Source organism: Trichlorobacter thiogenes (assembly GCF_900167465.1).
Taxonomy (GTDB): domain Bacteria; phylum Desulfobacterota; class Desulfuromonadia; order Geobacterales; family Pseudopelobacteraceae; genus Trichlorobacter; species Trichlorobacter thiogenes.
Window position 1 is genome coordinate 53,835 of the sequence record NZ_FUWR01000011.1, and the last position, 15,686, is coordinate 69,520.

The window sequence follows — 15,686 nt, forward strand, 5'->3', positions numbered from 1 at the left end:
GACTTTAATGGTCTTTTGTGACTGTATACAGGTTGTTGACATCAAGATATGAATATGTTCTTATACAGCGTTTTTAATATGCCATGCTCGGCAACAGGTGCTGGGCTCACTATACGCAGGACAACGAAAGGGGAAGGGTATGAAGGGTTTTAAAGGAATGGTGGCTCTGTTGACCGCCGCTCTGGTTCTGGTTTCTTTCCAGGCCTTTGCCGGTCCAGATCACACCGAGTTTGTCAAAGGGCCATTTAAAAAGGGTCAGGACGTAACCAAGGTATGTCTGGAGTGTCACGAGAAGCAGGCTGCAGACGTGATGAAGACCGCTCACTGGAAGTGGGAAGGCACACCAAACCATGTCAAAGGTATGGAGAAGAGTGGTAAAACTTTTGGCAAAAAGAACATGATCAATAACTTCTGTACTACCGTATTCCCTGGTCCTGATGGTATTGCCCATGAATCCTGCAGCAAGTGCCACGCCGGTTACGGCTGGACCCGCAGCAAGTTTGATTTTAATGACAAGACCCGTGTAGACTGTCTGGTCTGTCATGCCCAGAAGGGTAACTATGCCCGTGGTGCTGTTGGTGCGGATGTAGATACCAAGGCCATGGAAAAAGGTTCCATGAACCTTGAACTGGCAGCCCAAAGCGTTGCCAAGCCTAGCCTGAAAAACTGCGGTGTTTGTCACTTCTACGGCGGCGGCGGCGATGCGGTTAAGGTGCCTGGTCTGGATTCAACCCTTGAAGGCGCTTCTAAAGAGCAGGATGTCCATATGGCAACCAAGGCAAAAGGCGGCGCTGGCCTGATGTGTCAGGATTGCCACAAAACCAAGGATCACGCCATTGCCGGTCGTTCCAGCCAGATGGCTCACTATGAAGCCAAGGTTGAGTGTACTGACTGCCATACCGGTGCCAAGGCACCTCACCAGAAGTCAAAGAACAAGGCTATCCTGGACAAGCATACCGCTTCTGTTGCTTGCCAGACCTGCCATATTCCTACCATCTCTCGTGGCCAAGCAACCAAGACCATGTGGAACTGGTCTGATGTAGGCAAGAACATCAAGGCTGAAGAAGAGTTTGATAAAGAAACCTTTGCCAAGCACAAAGGTACCTTCAAGTGGAACATGAATTATGTTCCGACCTATGCCTGGTACAACGGTCAGATTGAGCGTTACATGCTGGGTGACAAGATCAAGGATGCTTCCAAACCGGTTAACATCACCAAGCCTGCTGGTGATATCAATGACAAGAAAGCCAAGATCTATCCTTACAAGTTCTATACCGGTACCCAGCCGATGGATAGCAAGTTCAAGTACCTGAACACCTTCCAGCAGTACAAGGAACTGTGGGTGAACTTTGACTGGGAAAAGGCTCTGGTAAACGGTGCAAAGAGTCCTGAAGGCCTGCCTTACAGCGGCAAGTACCAATTTGTTAAAACCCAGTCCTGGCTGAGTGCAGGCCACGAAGTTGCTCCTAAAGAGCAGGCTCTGCAGTGTGGCGAGTGCCACATGGGCGCAAAGCGGATGGATTGGGCTGCTCTGGGTTACAAAGGCGACCCGATGCAGGTTGGTGGCCGTACAGCTGAAAAGGCTGGTAAAAAGAAGAAGTAATTGCTTTTTACTGAGTTGAAAGAGAGGCCGTCCGATATTGTCGGGCGGCCTTTTTTTATGGTAAAATCACTCCACCAAGCGATAGCTGTACGGGAGGGAATAATGGGTATTAGACTGTTTTTCGTTATGGTTATACTGATGCTAAGCACCGGCTGTGCTGCAAAAAGACCGGTACTCTATCCTAATGAATTCCACCGCTCAACAGGTTCAGAAAAAGCACAACAGGAGATTGATGACTGTTTAAAACGTGCTGAAGAGGCCAACGCTCAAGGTCGGCTTGCAGACGAGGTTGCACTTAAGACCGGAAAATCTGCCTTGGTTGGTGGTGCAACCGGAGCGGTTATTGGTGCCATTAGTGGTTCTGCCCTGCGGGGGGGGGTAATCGGTGCAGCAGCTGGGGGAACGGTGGCTTTGGTGAGCAGTGCCATGAAAGGACCAGAGGATTCACCGGTGTATCGAAGATTTGTTGAAATATGTCTGCATGAAAAGGGGTATCAGGTGCTTGGATGGCAATAAATGGTCGAAATTAGTTACTGGCCTTGTGATGGATTTCTGCCAATTTTTTTAAGATAATCGCTGTATCCTTTGTCAAAAATAAGCTCTATCTCGTTTTTTGGGCGATTTTCATCATAGTTTTTGAAGTAAATAGTCAAGCTTATCAGAGCAAAGATAACAATGGTAATGACAAGGCCCGTTTTTAATATCTGCTTTAGTCGTTGTTCGGGAGTCGCTTCTGTTTTCTCCGAGTTTGGACCGCTACGAAAGAGGTACTGCTCACGCATCAGCCTGATCCGCTTCAGTTGAACGTTTGAGATGTAGCTGACAATGGCATCACGGTCCCGTTCTTCAACAAACTTGAACTTAAGGCCGGTATTGTAGCTGGTACGGCTAAACTGTTTGCTGGCAGCATAGTTTTCATTGGCGAAAGCCACCACACAAACGGCATCGATCACCTGTGGTTCTGGTTCACAGGGAAGGTAAATTTCAATCGGTACCAGCGTGTCGTTTTCAAATTTGTGGTGCAGGAGCATCCGTATGCCGCCGCCACTAATGTTTGCTGCCAGCGGGATAACATCATCCCAGGAATGGTCGCTGGTGTCATTAATGGCCTGATCTGGCTGATCCAGCCCCTCGCCCGTGTCATCCCATAATCCTTCTTCACCAAATTCTTCAGAGGGTAGTTCTTCTGTGTCAGGGGCCTGGCGTAGACGCTCCCATGGTTTTTTCTCCTGCTGTTTCCTTTCTTTTTCTGCTGTTATCCGTGCCTCCCGTTTTTCTTTCCAGGCCACCTTAAGCCTGACTTCGCTCTGCTCTGTGCTGATAAAGTATTTAATCGGTAGGAAGGCATCAATCCGGTAAAACTCACGCAGCTCAGATGAAACGATCTCACCGATCAGGCGCAGCAACACTTCGCGGTGATATCCTTCAGTAACAATGATGGCACGGCAGGAATATCCTTCGATTTCATTGCCGGCACGGATATCCAGAATAGTTCCAACTTTAAGTTTAACGCCTGCCGGGAGTGTGTCGCGGGAAAGCTGCAGTGAAATCAGATCTTCATCAATAGTGTGGATGATGGCCCAGTCGTGAAACGTGTCGCCACCAGGTACCGGAATGCCAACATTGACCTTCAACCCGACAGGAAAATGCTCAAGGTATTGATCAAAATCACTCATGGGGGCTCCGGCTGTGTCAGGTAGGGGAGGTCAGGCTGCTGTTCAGTTCGTTCAGGAGCATCTCGATGTCGAGCTTGTGGTGTCCGGCCCCATGTTCAAGGGTTTCCAGATCAGCTATCTGACATTCGTAACACTCAAGTCCATGACGGGCAAAGACCTGCACGGTTACGGGATGCTGTCTGATGATATCGCCGATAATCATATCTTTGGTGATCATAGCCGACCTCATGTCTTGGATAAAAAAGGGGACGCCGAAGCGTCCCCAGGAAGGACTATTTCAGATTCTTGATCGCTTCTTCGATTCGATCCATGCCTTTTTTAATGTTCTCCATACTGATGGCATAGGAGAGACGGGCATAGCGATCATCACCAAAGGCAATACCAGGAACCAACGCTACCTTTGCGTCTTCCAACAGGTAGGCTGCAAAATCTGAAGAGGTTTCGATCTTTTTGCCTGCCGGAGTTGACTTGCCATAGACCCCTGAGAAGTTAGGGAAGACATAGAAGGCGCCGTTGGACTTGAAGCAGGAAACACCTGGCATGGCATTCAAACGCTCAACAATGTAGGTGCGGCGTTTTTCAAACTCTACACACATAGCCGCTACCGGCTCCTGAGGGCCGTTCAGTGCTTCAACCGATGCTTTCTGGGCAATGGAGGTGGCGTTACTGGTGGACTGGGACTGCATCTTGGTCATGGCCCCCATCAGCTCTTTAGGGCCGCAGGCATAGCCGATCCGCCAACCGGTCATGGCATAGGTCTTGGACACACCGTTAACGACGATAGTACGGGATTTAAGTGCCGGTACCACTTGGGCAATATTGTAGAAGCTCAGGCCATCATAGATCAGGCGCTCATAGATATCATCTGCAACAACCAGCACATGGTCATGCTTCAGCAGTACCTCACCCAGCGCAGCCAATTCCTCTTTGCTGTAGGTGGAGCCAGTGGGGTTACAGGGTGAGTTCAGGATCAGGTAACGGGTCTTGGGGGTGATCGTTTTGTCAAGTTGTTCCGGGGTAATCTTGAAGCCGGTGGACTCATCAGTCATGATGAACACCGGGGTACCGCCAGCCAGTACGATCTGGTCAGGGTAGGATACCCAGTAGGGGCCGGGGATGATGACTTCATCACCTTCCTGAATCAGTGCCTGGGAGATGTTGTAGAGGGTGTGTTTGGCGCCGCAGGCTACGGAAATCTCATCACGGGTGTATTCCAGGTTATGGTCACGCTTCATCTTGGCAATGATGGCATCCTTCAGATCATCAGCGCCACCAACCGGCATGTAACGGGTAAAACCGGCATCAATCGCCTTTTTGCCAGCTTCACGAATATGTGCCGGGGTATCGAAGTCAGGCTCGCCGGCACCGAAGCCGACTACATCAACACCTTGGGCTTTTAGTGCCTTTGCCTTGGCATCGATGGCAAGGGTAGGGGATGGTTGAATTTTGTTGACGCGATCTGCGAGTTTCATGCTGCCTCCTTGGTTGTATGTAACTGATGTGTGAAGCACAAGCTATCGTTTTAATCCATATTTTTGTTGCATTGCGATTTTAACTTCAGGTGGTACAAAGCTGTCAACAGGTCCTCCCAAAGAACAGACCTCTCTGACAATTGAGGAGGAAAGGTAGCCATACTGAACCGAGGTCATCATAAACAGGGTTTCAACGTCGTGACCGATGGTGCTGTTCATCTGGGCTATCTGGAATTCATACTCAAAATCAGAAATGGCCCGCAGTCCACGGATGACCACATGGGCTTCTTTTGAAGCTACATAATCTATCAGAAGGCCAGTGAAGGTGTCAACGGAGACCCGAGGTTCATCCTTTAAGACGGTCTTAATTAGTTCAACCCGCTCATCTATGTTGAATAGGGCATTTTTTTGAGAGTTGCGGGCAACCGCCACAATCACATGTTTGAAGATTTTGAGGCCACGCTGGATAATGTCAAGATGTCCATAGGTAATCGGATCAAATGAACCGGGGTAGATGGCTATGCGGCTATGGGGCATGGTTTTGCTCCATGGTGTAGAGTTCAAGGGCGGTATCGCCGTAGATTCGTCGGTCAGTTTGGATACAGGGGCCGATCCGTTCAGGTAACGGCATGCGAGCCGCAGTTTCGGCAACCAGCAGGCCGTCTGCAGCAAGCAGTGTTGCTCCTACCAATTCAATTACTTTTTGATGTAAGCCCGCCTGATAAGGAGGGTCCAGTAACACCAGATCAAATTGTGTCTTATGTCGAGCAAGACGTTCAAGGGCCTGCAGGCAGTCAAAAGGGTGTACCTCAGCGCGATTGTTAAATCGGGTATGCAGCAGATTCTGTTGTAGCGATACAAGGGCATGTCGGTTCTTTTCTATAAAAACAACATGTTCTGCACCCCTGGAAAGTGCTTCAATACCCAAGGCGCCGCTACCGGCAAATAGATCAAGCACACGAGCTCCATCCAGCCAGTGGGCACTATCCAGCAGGCTGAAAAGAGCCTCCTTGACACGGTCAGTGGTGGGGCGTGTTGTTGTCCCGCGAGGCGCTGATAGTCGCATCCCCCTAGCTTCTCCGGCAATAACCCGCACATGCAACCTTTCCTGAATAGTCGTGCCTGTTTATGCAGCAAAAACAGGTTAAATTCCACTTTTTTAATCAATGGCACCCTACGCGACGGAGTAGTGGCTGTCAAGGAGCGAAACTAACCTTTTCAATACCTGTATCAGTCTGCTATAGTACATCAATTAAATAAAATTTACTCGGTTTCAGGAGTTATAAAAATATGTCCGTATCCCCGCTTGCTACTGCACAAACTATCATGAAGACCTTTAAGGTCCTTCCTACTGTTCCGGCCGCAGCCTCACGCGCTATACAGCTCCTGAATGAGTCAGATGTTGATATGGGAGAGGTGGCGGATATCCTCTTGTCTGATCAGGTAATGGCTGCGCGTGTCATCCGAATTGTTAATTCACCCCTCTATAAGTTGTTGCAGGAGATTGATTCAGTGCGTCAGGCCCTTATTTACCTGGGGCCGCAACGGGTGTTTGAGATTATTCTGACTTCCTGCTTTCTCGAGCTTACTGACTCTCAAAGTCGCAGCCCGCTTAACATGCAGCACTGTTGGGAACATGCCTTTGGCGTTGGTCTGGTCGCAAAAAAACTGGCGTCTTTCAGTGATACTATTCCCCTGGATCAGGCCTATATTGCCGGTATTCTACATGATATTGGTGAGGTGATACTCAGTCAACAGCGCAGGGATGAGTTTACCCGTGTACTAGTTCTGGCGCGTGAGCGGGAGCTTGATCTTCATCAGGCTGAAATGGAGGTGTTTGGCACCAGCCATGCCGAGGTAGGTGGGTTACTGGCAGAGCAATGGCGCTTTCCTGAGGTATATATTGATGTAATTAAGCATCATCACGGGCATCAGCCTGAAACCATGTCCCCCTTGACTCACCTGATTCATATTTCTGACCAAATATGTCTAAATGTTGGTTTTTGTTGTAAATATGAGAGTGCAGAACAGCGTGAAGGCGAGGTGTATGGTGTGGACATGCTTGAACTAGAACGGCAACTAGCCGGGCTAGGCGTAAAACGTCTATCAGATTTCCGTTCTTCACTGGCAGAACTGGTTCAGCAGGTGAAGCAGACGGTTGATTCAATTTATGGCTAACTCTCGCGTGAGAGGCTAGAGTCAGGTCTATTGGGGGGACAGGATGCTGTTAATTTCTTGATCCAACTCATCAAGGTGATCAACAAACGGAGTCGTCCAGTCTTCACTATGTAATGAAAGTGCGGAAACAACATCATCTGAAAGTGGTTGCTCATTTTTTGCAAGTTGGTCTGACAGGTAGATTATTTGTACCAGATTTTTGTAGCTTTGCGCTCTGTCTGGGCGGTGGTGGCACTTTATAACTTCTTGAATTTCTTCTGTGAAATTCCATTTTTTAGCAACTAGCGCCCCCAGGGTTTCATGATGCTCATGCATGAGCAGGTCTCGTTTCTCCCTATCAAGATCATATTTGGAAAGCATTTCCAGCATAACAATCCAGCCAATATCATGCAAGAGTCCGCAAACAAATGCTTGATCGTGGTTTCCTCCCATATCCCGTGTAAGCTGTTTTGCAATCATCCCCACCATCATGGAGTGGTGTAGAATCTGTTCAATCTGCTCGGCATGGCGGGGTGCAAAACCGCTGAGCGCATTGACCGTAACAATACTCATCAATGACTTGAGCCCCATATACACCACAGCATCCCGCAGGGTATCAACTTTACCTCGTCTGCCATAAAAAGAAGAGTTACAGACTCTTAGGATTTTTGAAACCAGCAATGGGTCTGTCAGGCATTCAATAATCTGGTCAATCGTCAGACCCGGGTTATTGATCTTGTCCATGAGTAACTGCATTTCGGTCGGTAAGGGTGGGATATCAATAGCTCCTTTACGGATCAACTCGTAGACTTCATTCAGGACCGGGTCAAGGTTGGACTGCTCGGTAAGGCGGGCTTCATCAATCTGGACGGTAGAATCCAGCAGGACCTGCGTTGGTTTTATATTTACCGGGCCACAGAGGACTGCTGCTGGAAGAAAATCATTGAAACGGAAGTGTCCTGCTCGCCAGGCCAGTGAGGTAGTTAACGATTTTTCTGCCAAGGTGGTGATAAGTCCCCCCAGGCGTTCAAGTGGAATACCTTCTTCACTTGATAAAAGACCTACAAATGATATTCCAAGCTGTTCTGCCTGTTTAAGGGCATCTAATATCCGCTCCATTGGAAGTCCGAACTGGTCACGGATCGCTTCATAGAGACGTTCTCCCTCTCGATCACACCAGACAAAGATCAGTCGTCCATTTTGAAAGAAAAAGCGACGTATGCAATCTTCGTGTGATGCTATTAAGGTACCTGATTTTTTAGAAGTTTCAATCCATTGAATAAGATCGGCAAGCGGCATCAGGCTTAAAGACCCCTCAATTGAGCGGGTAAGTCTTTCGTCATTCTGATCGCTAAAGATTGTTTGCATTCAATGGCCTCGTTTGTTGTGTAGAGATATGAGGTCTGCATAAAAAGTATAGCTGGCCTCTAAACTTATGCAAGGAGCTAAATGACTTTTGCAGATATTCAGCTTCGGCATTAAACACACCGTTTGGGGATTCACTTGCGGGCAAAAAAAGTTGCCTTTTGACAACCTATCCACTATGTTGACAATCCCAAATTCTACATACTGCCGGTTTCGGAAGAGTTCCCATGTCAAAGACCCAGAGCCTTGAACAGTTACGTGGCGAAATAGATCAGATTGATAGTAATCTGGTTAAGCTATTGAATCAGCGTGCCAAAGTGGCTTCAGATGTAGGTAGGCTGAAAGCAGGCCAGGATCGTGATTTTCATGTGCCCAGCCGTGAACGGGAGGTTCATGAGCGGGTTGCCCGTTTGAATCAGGGGCCCTTGCCTGAGGAAGCCTTTCGCAGCATCTTTCGTGAGATCATGTCTGCCTGTCTGGCACTGGAATCTCCAGTCAAGGTGGCTTTTCTTGGGCCGATGGCAACCTTTACCCATATGGCGGCCATGCAGCAGTTCGGTTTATCAGCCCAGTTGGTTCCTCAGAAATCAATTCCGACGGTTTTTGAAGAGGTTGAAAAGGGCAGGGCGCTGTATGGCGTGGTGCCGGTTGAAAATTCCACCGAGGGGATGGTATCCCATACCCTTGATATGTTTGTTGAAAGTGACCTCAAGATCACCGCTGAAGTTCTGCTTGAGGTCTCCCATGATCTGCTCTCCCGCACCGGCCGTATGGAGGATGTCCGTAAGGTCTATTCCCACCCGCAGGCATTGGCACAGTGCCGCCACTGGCTTGAGGAGAACCTTCCAAACGTGCCACTGGTGGACGTAGCCTCAACTGCCCTTGCAGCCCAGATTGTGTCTGAAGATTTAAGCGCTGCCGCCATTGCTGGTTGTTCCGCTGCTGAACATTACGGCCTGAAGGTGGTTCGTTCCCGCATAGAAGATCAGGTTAACAACTTTACCCGTTTTATTGTGGTATCGCGCAAGCTGGCAGAGCCTTCCGGTAATGACAAGACCTCAATCTTATTTTCGGTCAAGGATGAACCGGGTATCCTCTACCGGATGCTTGAACCGTTTGCTCGGCGCGGGGTCAACCTTTCCAAGATTGAGTCCCGTCCGGTCAAGACCAAGGCCTGGGAATATATCTTCTTTCTGGATATGTCGGGCCATGTATCGGAGGCACCGGTTGGTGAGGCCATTGAAGAGTTACGGAGTTTCTGTCAGTTTTTAAAGATTCTCGGCTCCTATCCAAAGGCACGTTGATGATCAAGACGCTTGCTGTCATTGGAGTAGGGCTGATCGGTGGTTCCTTTAGCAGGGCTTTGAAGGCTGCAGGGGCTGTACAGCGGGTGATCGGTTTCGATCTTGATTCTGAAAACCTGACTGAAGCGCTGCAACTGGGGGTTGTTGACGAGATTGCAGCTGATTATGCTTCGGCTGTCAGTTCTGCTGATTTGGTGTTTCTGGCGGTACCGGTCCGGGCAATGACTGCAGCTGTAGCCGCCTGTGCCCCGTATCTGCCTGCTGGTTGTGTGGTAACTGATGGTGGCAGTGTTAAGGAAGAGCTGGTAGCAGCCTGCGAACCGTTGATGCCTGAAGGTTGTCACTTTGTTGGTGGACATCCGATTGCCGGTACAGAGCATTCCGGTGCAAAGGCCTCCTTCGCCACCCTGTTTCAGGGACGGCGCTGTATTTTGACCCCTACCAGTCGTACCGATCAACAGGCCCTTGAACTGGTGCAACGTCTTTGGGAAGCAGCAGGCAGTCGGGTAGAGTGCATGGAACCGTTGACCCATGATCGGGTCTTTGCTGCGGTGTCCCATCTGCCCCACATGGTTGCCTATGCGCTGGTGCATGCGGTTGATCGATCAGCTGAAGAAGAGGAGAATATCCTGGCCTTTTCTGCTGGCGGATTTCGTGATTTTACCCGGATAGCCTCCTCTGATCCTTCCATGTGGCGCGACATCGCATTGATGAACCGGCTCCCTCTTTTGGCAGTTCTTGATCGCTACCAGCAGGAATTTGCTGCCTTAAAGGAAAAAGTTGCAGTTGGTGATGGTGCCTGGCTTGAGAACTATTTCACCACATCCAAACGTCTGAGAGATGAAATAATCTGATTATTAGCGGGGGATGGTGCCCCTTGAGGTGACTATGCACGAACATGCACAACCGTTAACCGTTGCACCTGTCCAGAAACTGCAGGGAGAACTTGCTGTACCTGGTGATAAGTCGATCTCCCACCGTTCAATCATGTTGGGTTCTCTGGCCCAGGGGATAACCCGCATCAGTAATTTTTTGCGGGGTGAGGATAACTTCTCAACCATGAAGGCCTTTCGTAGCATGGGTGTGCCGATTGAAGATGATGGACAGACTGTCACCGTGCATGGAGTTGGCCTGCATGGGTTGAAAGAACCGGGTGATCTGCTGGACTGCGGTAATTCCGGCACAACCATCCGTTTGATGACCGGTCTGCTGTCTGGTCAGAGCTTCTTCTCAGTACTTACCGGTGATCAGTATCTGCGCAAGCGTCCCATGAAGCGGGTGGTTGAACCGTTAGCCAGGATGGGAGCACAGATTGCCGGGCGTGGAGGCGGTACCCTCGCTCCTTTGGCCATTACCGGCGCCAGCTTGTCCGGCATTGATTACAAGTCACCGATTGCCAGCGCCCAGGTGAAATCAGCCCTGATGCTGGCTGGCCTGTATGCTGCTGGAGAGACAAAAGTAACAGAGCCATCACTTTCCCGTGATCATTCCGAGCGGATGTTCCGTTTCTTCGGTGCTGATCTTGACGCCTTTAGTAATGGTGTTGCCGTGCGTGGCGGCAGGGAGTTGAAGGGGCAGGAGATTGTGGTGCCGGGTGATATCTCCTCTGCTGCCTTCTTTCTTGTGGCTGCCCTGATTGTGCCTGGCTCGGAACTGCTGATCCGCAATGTTGGGGTCAATCCAACCCGTACCGGCGTGATTGATATTCTGAAGGCAATGGGCGGAGACATCACCTTGCAGGATCAACGTGAGGTTTCAGGTGAACCGGTGGCTGATCTGCTGGTCCGTTCATCGCGTCTGAAAGGGATTGAGATCGGTGGTGATTTGGTGCCCCGTGCCATTGATGAATTTCCTGCCATCTGTGTGGCAGCAGCAGTGGCAGAAGGTACTACTACCATCAAAGATGCCAAAGAGTTGCGGGTGAAAGAGACAGACCGGATTGCAGCCATGGCCAGCAATCTGCGTACTGTCGGGGCAGGGCAGATTGATGAGACGGACGATGGCATGATCATCCAGGGTGTTGAGTCGTTGTCAGGTGGTACGGTGACCAGTTGTGGTGATCACCGGATCGCCATGTCACTTTCGGTGGCAGCACTGGTCTGCAAGAACGAAGTGCAGATTGATGATGTTTCCTGTGTTGCCACTTCCTTTCCTGGGTTTTACGAACTGTTAGCTAAGGTGGCAGTACGATGACCCGTGAACGTGGCGTTGTCATTGCAGTGGATGGGCCTTCCGGTGCCGGTAAAAGTACGATCAGCAGGGCACTGTCAAAACGGCTTGGATATCTTGAGATCGATACCGGCGCCATGTACCGGGCAATGGCCTGGCTGGCCCGTGAGGCGGGCCTTGATTTTGACAACCATCAGGCCGTTAAAGCGTTCAGTGACCATGCCGAGGTTGAACTGCAGCTTCACAATGGTTCTACGCGAGTGCTGGCCAATGGCCAGGATGTAACCAGCGAGATCCGTACCCCTGAAATTTCCATGCTTACCTCAAGGATTTCAACCCTTGCGCCGGTGCGTGAGGCGATGATGAGCCTGCAGCGGAAAATGGGGGCCAGAGGTGGTGTTGTGCTGGATGGTCGCGACATTGGCACCGTGGTATTCCCTGATGCGGAAATTAAATTTTTTCTGTCAGCATCTGCTGAAGAGCGGGGGCGTCGCCGGTTTCTTGAACTGCAAGCTAAAGGTGTTCAGACCACCCTGCAGGAGACGATTGATAACGTTGCCCAGCGTGATCAGCAGGATTCAGAGCGGGAGCTTGCTCCCCTGCGTCAAGCCGATGATGCGATCCCGATTGATTCTACCGGGCTGTCCATTGAGCAGGTAATTGCCCTGATGGAACAGGTCTATCGTGAACGAACAGCAGGAAAGGATAAAGAGCAATGAAGGTGATGCTGGCAAAACGGGCCGGATTTTGTTTTGGTGTCAAGCGTGCCACCCAGATGGCCTTTGAGGCTGCAGGTAAAGATCAAAAAACCTTTACCTTGGGGCCGATTATCCATTCTCCGCAGGTTGTCAATAAACTGGAGGAGATGGGAGTCGGGGTGGTTAAGGATCTCTCTGGCGTCAGTAACGGCACTGTTATCATCCGATCCCATGGTGTTTTAGCCAGTGAAATGGATGAGGCCCACCAGAAACAGCTGGAGGTGGTGGATGCCACCTGCCCCTTTGTGAAAAAGGCCCAGGAACATGTGCAGTACCTGTCTGAGGCAGGCTATGATGTGCTGGTGGTGGGGGATGCAGACCATCCAGAAGTGCAGGGGATCGTCTCCTACGGGAAAGAAAAAGTCTATGTGGTTGCCTCGGGAGATCAGGTCAAACAACTCCCCAAAATGGGTAAAATGGGGGTTGTTGCTCAGACTACCCAGTCCTTTGACAACCTGAAGAGTGTCGTTACTGCATGTTTGCGCCGTGGTGGAGAGGTGCGGGTCTACAACACCATCTGTGATGCAACTGCCGTGCGTCAGCAGGAGGCCACAGAACTGGCCCAGCAGGTTGATTGCATGATTGTGATTGGTGGCTTTAACAGCGCAAATACCCGACGTCTTGCAGAGATCTGCACCGAAATTCAGCCCAGAACCTACCATATTGAAACTGCTGCTGAGATAGATTGTTCGTGGTTTCAGGGGGTTGAAACTGTAGGCGTCACTGCTGGCGCATCAACCCCGAAATGGATCATTGACGAAGTGATGGATCGACTTGATCAGGTAAACAATTCACATTGAATTAAATACAAAAGTGTGTAAAAGTAGCCAACTCGCGTCTGCTATCGGTCGGCGGTAGTCGGCGGCGAAAATTAACCAGGGGGTATTGGTCACATGACTGAAGTTAAACGACTCAACGTAGATATGGATGATATGGACGTTGAGCACCAAAGTAACGAATTTGCAGAACTGTTCAGCGCCAGCTTGAAAGAGCAGGAGCGGCCTGAGCGGGATAAAATACTTGAGGGGACAGTTGTTCGTGTTGATCCTGACACGGTACTGGTTGACGTGGGCCGTAAGTCTGAAGGTTTTGTTCCCATCAGTGAGTTCAGGGATGCTGAAGGCAATGTGTCTGTCAGTGTTGGCGATAAAGTTAAAGTTGTATCCAGCCGTGATGGTGGTAACAAGTTTTCCAAAAAGCGTGCAGACCAGATGGCAGCCTGGGAAACGATCCATGAGGCTGGTGGCGAAGGTGCTGTTCTTGAAGGTACCATCATTGCCAAAACCAATGGAGGTTTCACCGTTGCCATTGGCGGCATCAATGCATTCCTGCCTGCTTCGCAGGTTGATACCCGTCCTTCCGGCAATGGCGATGCCTACATCGGCGTAGCTGGTCAGTTCAAGGTCATCAGTCTGAACCAGAAGCGTGGCAATATTGTTCTGTCCCGTCGTGCGCTGCTTGAGGAAGAGCGTGCTGAATCCCGCAAAGCAACCCTTGAGCAGCTGACCGAAGGTCAGATCATGCAGGGTGTGGTTAAAAACCTGACGGAATACGGTGCCTTTGTTGACCTGGGCGGTGTTGACGGTCTGCTGCATGTAACTGATATCTCTTGGGGCCGTGTAGGCAAGCCTGCTGATGTACTGAAGCCGGGCCAGGAAGTAAATGTCAAAATCCTTAAGTTTGACCGTGAAAAAGGCAAGGTTTCTGTTGGTATCAAGCAGACCCTGCCTGATCCATGGCAGGACATTGCTAACCGCTTCCCGGAAGGCACTCGTGTTTCCGGCAAAGTTGTCAGCCTGATGGATTACGGCGCATTCATTGAGCTTGAGTCAGGTATTGAAGGTCTGGTACACGTTTCAGAAATGTCCTGGACCAAGCGGGTTCGCAAGGCTGCTGACATGCTGAATGTTGGCGATCAGGTGGACGTCGTTGTACTGGGTGTTGATCTGCAGAACCGCAAGATTTCCCTGGGCCTCAAGCAGGTTAATGATAACCCATGGCAGTCCATCTCTGACCGTTATCCGGTTGGCACCAAGCTGGAAGGCCAAATCAAGAACATGACTGATTTTGGTATGTTCATCGGTATTGAAGAAGGTATCGACGGTCTGGTACACGTCTCTGATATCTCCTGGACCAAGCGGGTCAAGCATCCTGGCGATGTTTATGCAAAAGGCGATCTGGTGCAGGCTGTTGTACTGAAGGTTGATCCCCAGAATGAGCGTGTTTCTCTGGGCATCAAGCAACTGCTGCCAGACCCTTGGTCGCTGGTACCCCAGAAGTATGCACCAGGCACCCGTCTGATCGGCAAGGTTGCTTCCACTACTGACTTCGGTGTTTTTGTTGAGATCGAAGAGGGTATTGAAGGCCTGATTCACGTTTCTGAGCTTTCCCGTGAAAAGGTTCCTTCTGCCAAAGACTTCGCTAATGTTGGTGATTCCATTGAGGCAGTTGTGCTGAATGCTGATTCACGTGAGCGTCGCATCTCCCTGTCAGTGAAATCTCTGGCAGCAGCTGCTGAGAAGGCAGAGTTTGAATCCTATCTTGGTGGTGGTCAGGGCGAAGCAACTTCAAACCTGGGCGACCTGCTGAAGAGTCAGATGGATAAAGCACGCTAGTTTAGTTGTCCTTTATACCTATCAGCAAGAGGGGCATGGTACCGAATGGTGCGATGCCCCTTTTTTATGGTACTGCTTTGGAGGTACTTGTGTCAGCCAGTTTGGAATTAACTAAAATATGCCAGGATAGTCCGTCAGGCCAACTGCTGTTGGGGATTCGCCAGTTTAATGCTGGCCAGTGGTATGAATGTCATGAAACCCTTGAACTACTCTGGATCCCGGCAACAGGTGACCTGCGTACTCTGTATCAGGGGATTATCCAGATTGCCATAGCCCTGCACCACTGGCGTAATGGCAATTTCAATGGTGCAATCAGTTTGCTTGATGGTGGTGTGGACTATTTGAGTAAGCTGCCTCAAATCTGTTTATGGATTGATGTTGCAGAACTTATTACGCAGGCAGAGTCTGTTAAAAAGCAGCTTGAAGGGTTGGGAAAAGCAAGGATGGCTGAATTGGACACACATTTTATTCCAAAGATTGTGACTGCATCAGTTTAGATGTCGGGTAATCAATTGCTACAAAAAAGGACAGGCATAAATGCCTGTCCTTTTTTGTGAATGGTGGTGG

At 50.0% G+C, this 15,686-nt stretch carries 16 protein-coding genes; 10 read left to right on the forward strand and 6 right to left on the reverse strand.

What is annotated here, in order from left to right; all coding sequences use genetic code 11:
* The first annotated feature begins 139 nt into the window (after positions 1-139).
* Together B5D39_RS10505 and B5D39_RS10510 are read left to right on the forward strand one after the other, a co-directional pair.
* Entirely contained in the window at positions 140-1,603 is a 1,464-nt protein-coding gene (locus tag B5D39_RS10505) for a tetrathionate reductase family octaheme c-type cytochrome (protein WP_078790425.1), read from the forward strand.
* A 102-nt stretch (positions 1,604-1,705) separates the two neighbouring features.
* The gene (locus B5D39_RS10510) at positions 1,706-2,119 is read left to right on the forward strand and encodes a YMGG-like glycine zipper-containing protein (RefSeq protein ID WP_078790426.1); all 414 of its coding nucleotides are present in this window, start codon (positions 1,706-1,708) and stop codon (positions 2,117-2,119) included.
* Between the two features lie 14 nt (positions 2,120-2,133).
* On the opposite strand, the gene B5D39_RS10515 is transcribed toward B5D39_RS10510, so the two are convergent.
* From B5D39_RS10515 to rsmD, 5 genes are read right to left on the reverse strand one after another with little or no spacing between them, the layout of a single operon-like run.
* The gene (locus B5D39_RS10515; RefSeq protein ID WP_078790427.1) at positions 2,134-3,279 is read right to left on the reverse strand and encodes a PilZ-like domain-containing protein; all 1,146 of its coding nucleotides are present in this window, start codon (positions 3,277-3,279) and stop codon (positions 2,134-2,136) included.
* Positions 3,280-3,295: 16 nt separating this feature from the next.
* A complete protein-coding gene (locus B5D39_RS10520) occupies positions 3,296-3,496 on the reverse strand; it encodes a DUF1858 domain-containing protein (protein ID WP_078790428.1) in 201 nt (66 codons plus the stop codon).
* Between the two features lie 55 nt (positions 3,497-3,551).
* Complete coding sequence (locus B5D39_RS10525) at positions 3,552-4,751, reverse strand: pyridoxal phosphate-dependent aminotransferase (RefSeq protein WP_078790429.1); 1,200 nt, start codon at positions 4,749-4,751, stop codon at positions 3,552-3,554.
* 42 nt (positions 4,752-4,793) lie between these two features.
* Positions 4,794-5,288 carry a pantetheine-phosphate adenylyltransferase gene (gene coaD, locus B5D39_RS10530; protein ID WP_078790430.1) on the reverse strand — a complete coding sequence of 165 codons (495 nt, stop codon included), beginning with the start codon at positions 5,286-5,288 and terminating at the stop codon, positions 4,794-4,796.
* Positions 5,278-5,847 carry a 16S rRNA (guanine(966)-N(2))-methyltransferase RsmD gene (gene rsmD / locus B5D39_RS10535; RefSeq protein WP_078790431.1) on the reverse strand — a complete coding sequence of 190 codons (570 nt, stop codon included), beginning with the start codon at positions 5,845-5,847 and terminating at the stop codon, positions 5,278-5,280. The genes coaD and rsmD overlap by 11 nt, the downstream gene beginning before the upstream one ends.
* Before the next feature lie 230 nt (positions 5,848-6,077).
* On the opposite strand from rsmD, the gene B5D39_RS10540 reads away from it, so the two are divergent.
* Positions 6,078-6,929, forward strand: a complete 852-nt coding sequence (locus B5D39_RS10540) for an HDOD domain-containing protein (RefSeq protein WP_161947483.1) — start codon at positions 6,078-6,080, stop codon at positions 6,927-6,929.
* A gap of 27 nt (positions 6,930-6,956) precedes the next feature.
* On the opposite strand, the gene B5D39_RS10545 is transcribed toward B5D39_RS10540, so the two are convergent.
* Positions 6,957-8,276 (reverse strand): HDOD domain-containing protein, encoded by a 1,320-nt coding sequence (locus B5D39_RS10545; RefSeq protein ID WP_078790433.1) that lies wholly within the window; start codon positions 8,274-8,276, stop codon positions 6,957-6,959.
* A gap of 224 nt (positions 8,277-8,500) precedes the next feature.
* Between B5D39_RS10545 and pheA the strand changes: the two genes are divergently transcribed.
* From pheA to B5D39_RS10580, 7 genes are all read left to right on the forward strand, one after another.
* Complete coding sequence (pheA, locus tag B5D39_RS10550; protein ID WP_078790434.1) at positions 8,501-9,577, forward strand: prephenate dehydratase; 1,077 nt, start codon at positions 8,501-8,503, stop codon at positions 9,575-9,577.
* Positions 9,577-10,431: a prephenate dehydrogenase gene (locus B5D39_RS10555; RefSeq protein WP_078790435.1), complete on the forward strand. Its 855-nt coding sequence runs from the start codon at positions 9,577-9,579 to the stop codon at positions 10,429-10,431. Before pheA ends, B5D39_RS10555 begins: the two co-directional genes overlap by 1 nt.
* Before the next feature lie 34 nt (positions 10,432-10,465).
* Positions 10,466-11,770, forward strand: a complete 1,305-nt coding sequence (aroA, locus tag B5D39_RS10560; protein ID WP_078790436.1) for a 3-phosphoshikimate 1-carboxyvinyltransferase — start codon at positions 10,466-10,468, stop codon at positions 11,768-11,770.
* Positions 11,767-12,465 (forward strand): (d)CMP kinase, encoded by a 699-nt coding sequence (gene cmk, locus B5D39_RS10565; protein WP_078790437.1) that lies wholly within the window; start codon positions 11,767-11,769, stop codon positions 12,463-12,465. Before aroA ends, cmk begins: the two co-directional genes overlap by 4 nt.
* Positions 12,462-13,304 carry a 4-hydroxy-3-methylbut-2-enyl diphosphate reductase gene (ispH, locus tag B5D39_RS10570; protein WP_078790438.1) on the forward strand — a complete coding sequence of 281 codons (843 nt, stop codon included), beginning with the start codon at positions 12,462-12,464 and terminating at the stop codon, positions 13,302-13,304. The genes cmk and ispH overlap by 4 nt, the downstream gene beginning before the upstream one ends.
* A gap of 93 nt (positions 13,305-13,397) precedes the next feature.
* Positions 13,398-15,119: a 30S ribosomal protein S1 gene (locus tag B5D39_RS10575; protein ID WP_078790439.1), complete on the forward strand. Its 1,722-nt coding sequence runs from the start codon at positions 13,398-13,400 to the stop codon at positions 15,117-15,119.
* 89 nt (positions 15,120-15,208) lie between these two features.
* Positions 15,209-15,616: a DUF309 domain-containing protein gene (locus tag B5D39_RS10580; protein ID WP_244161392.1), complete on the forward strand. Its 408-nt coding sequence runs from the start codon at positions 15,209-15,211 to the stop codon at positions 15,614-15,616.
* Positions 15,617-15,686 lie beyond the last annotated feature (70 nt).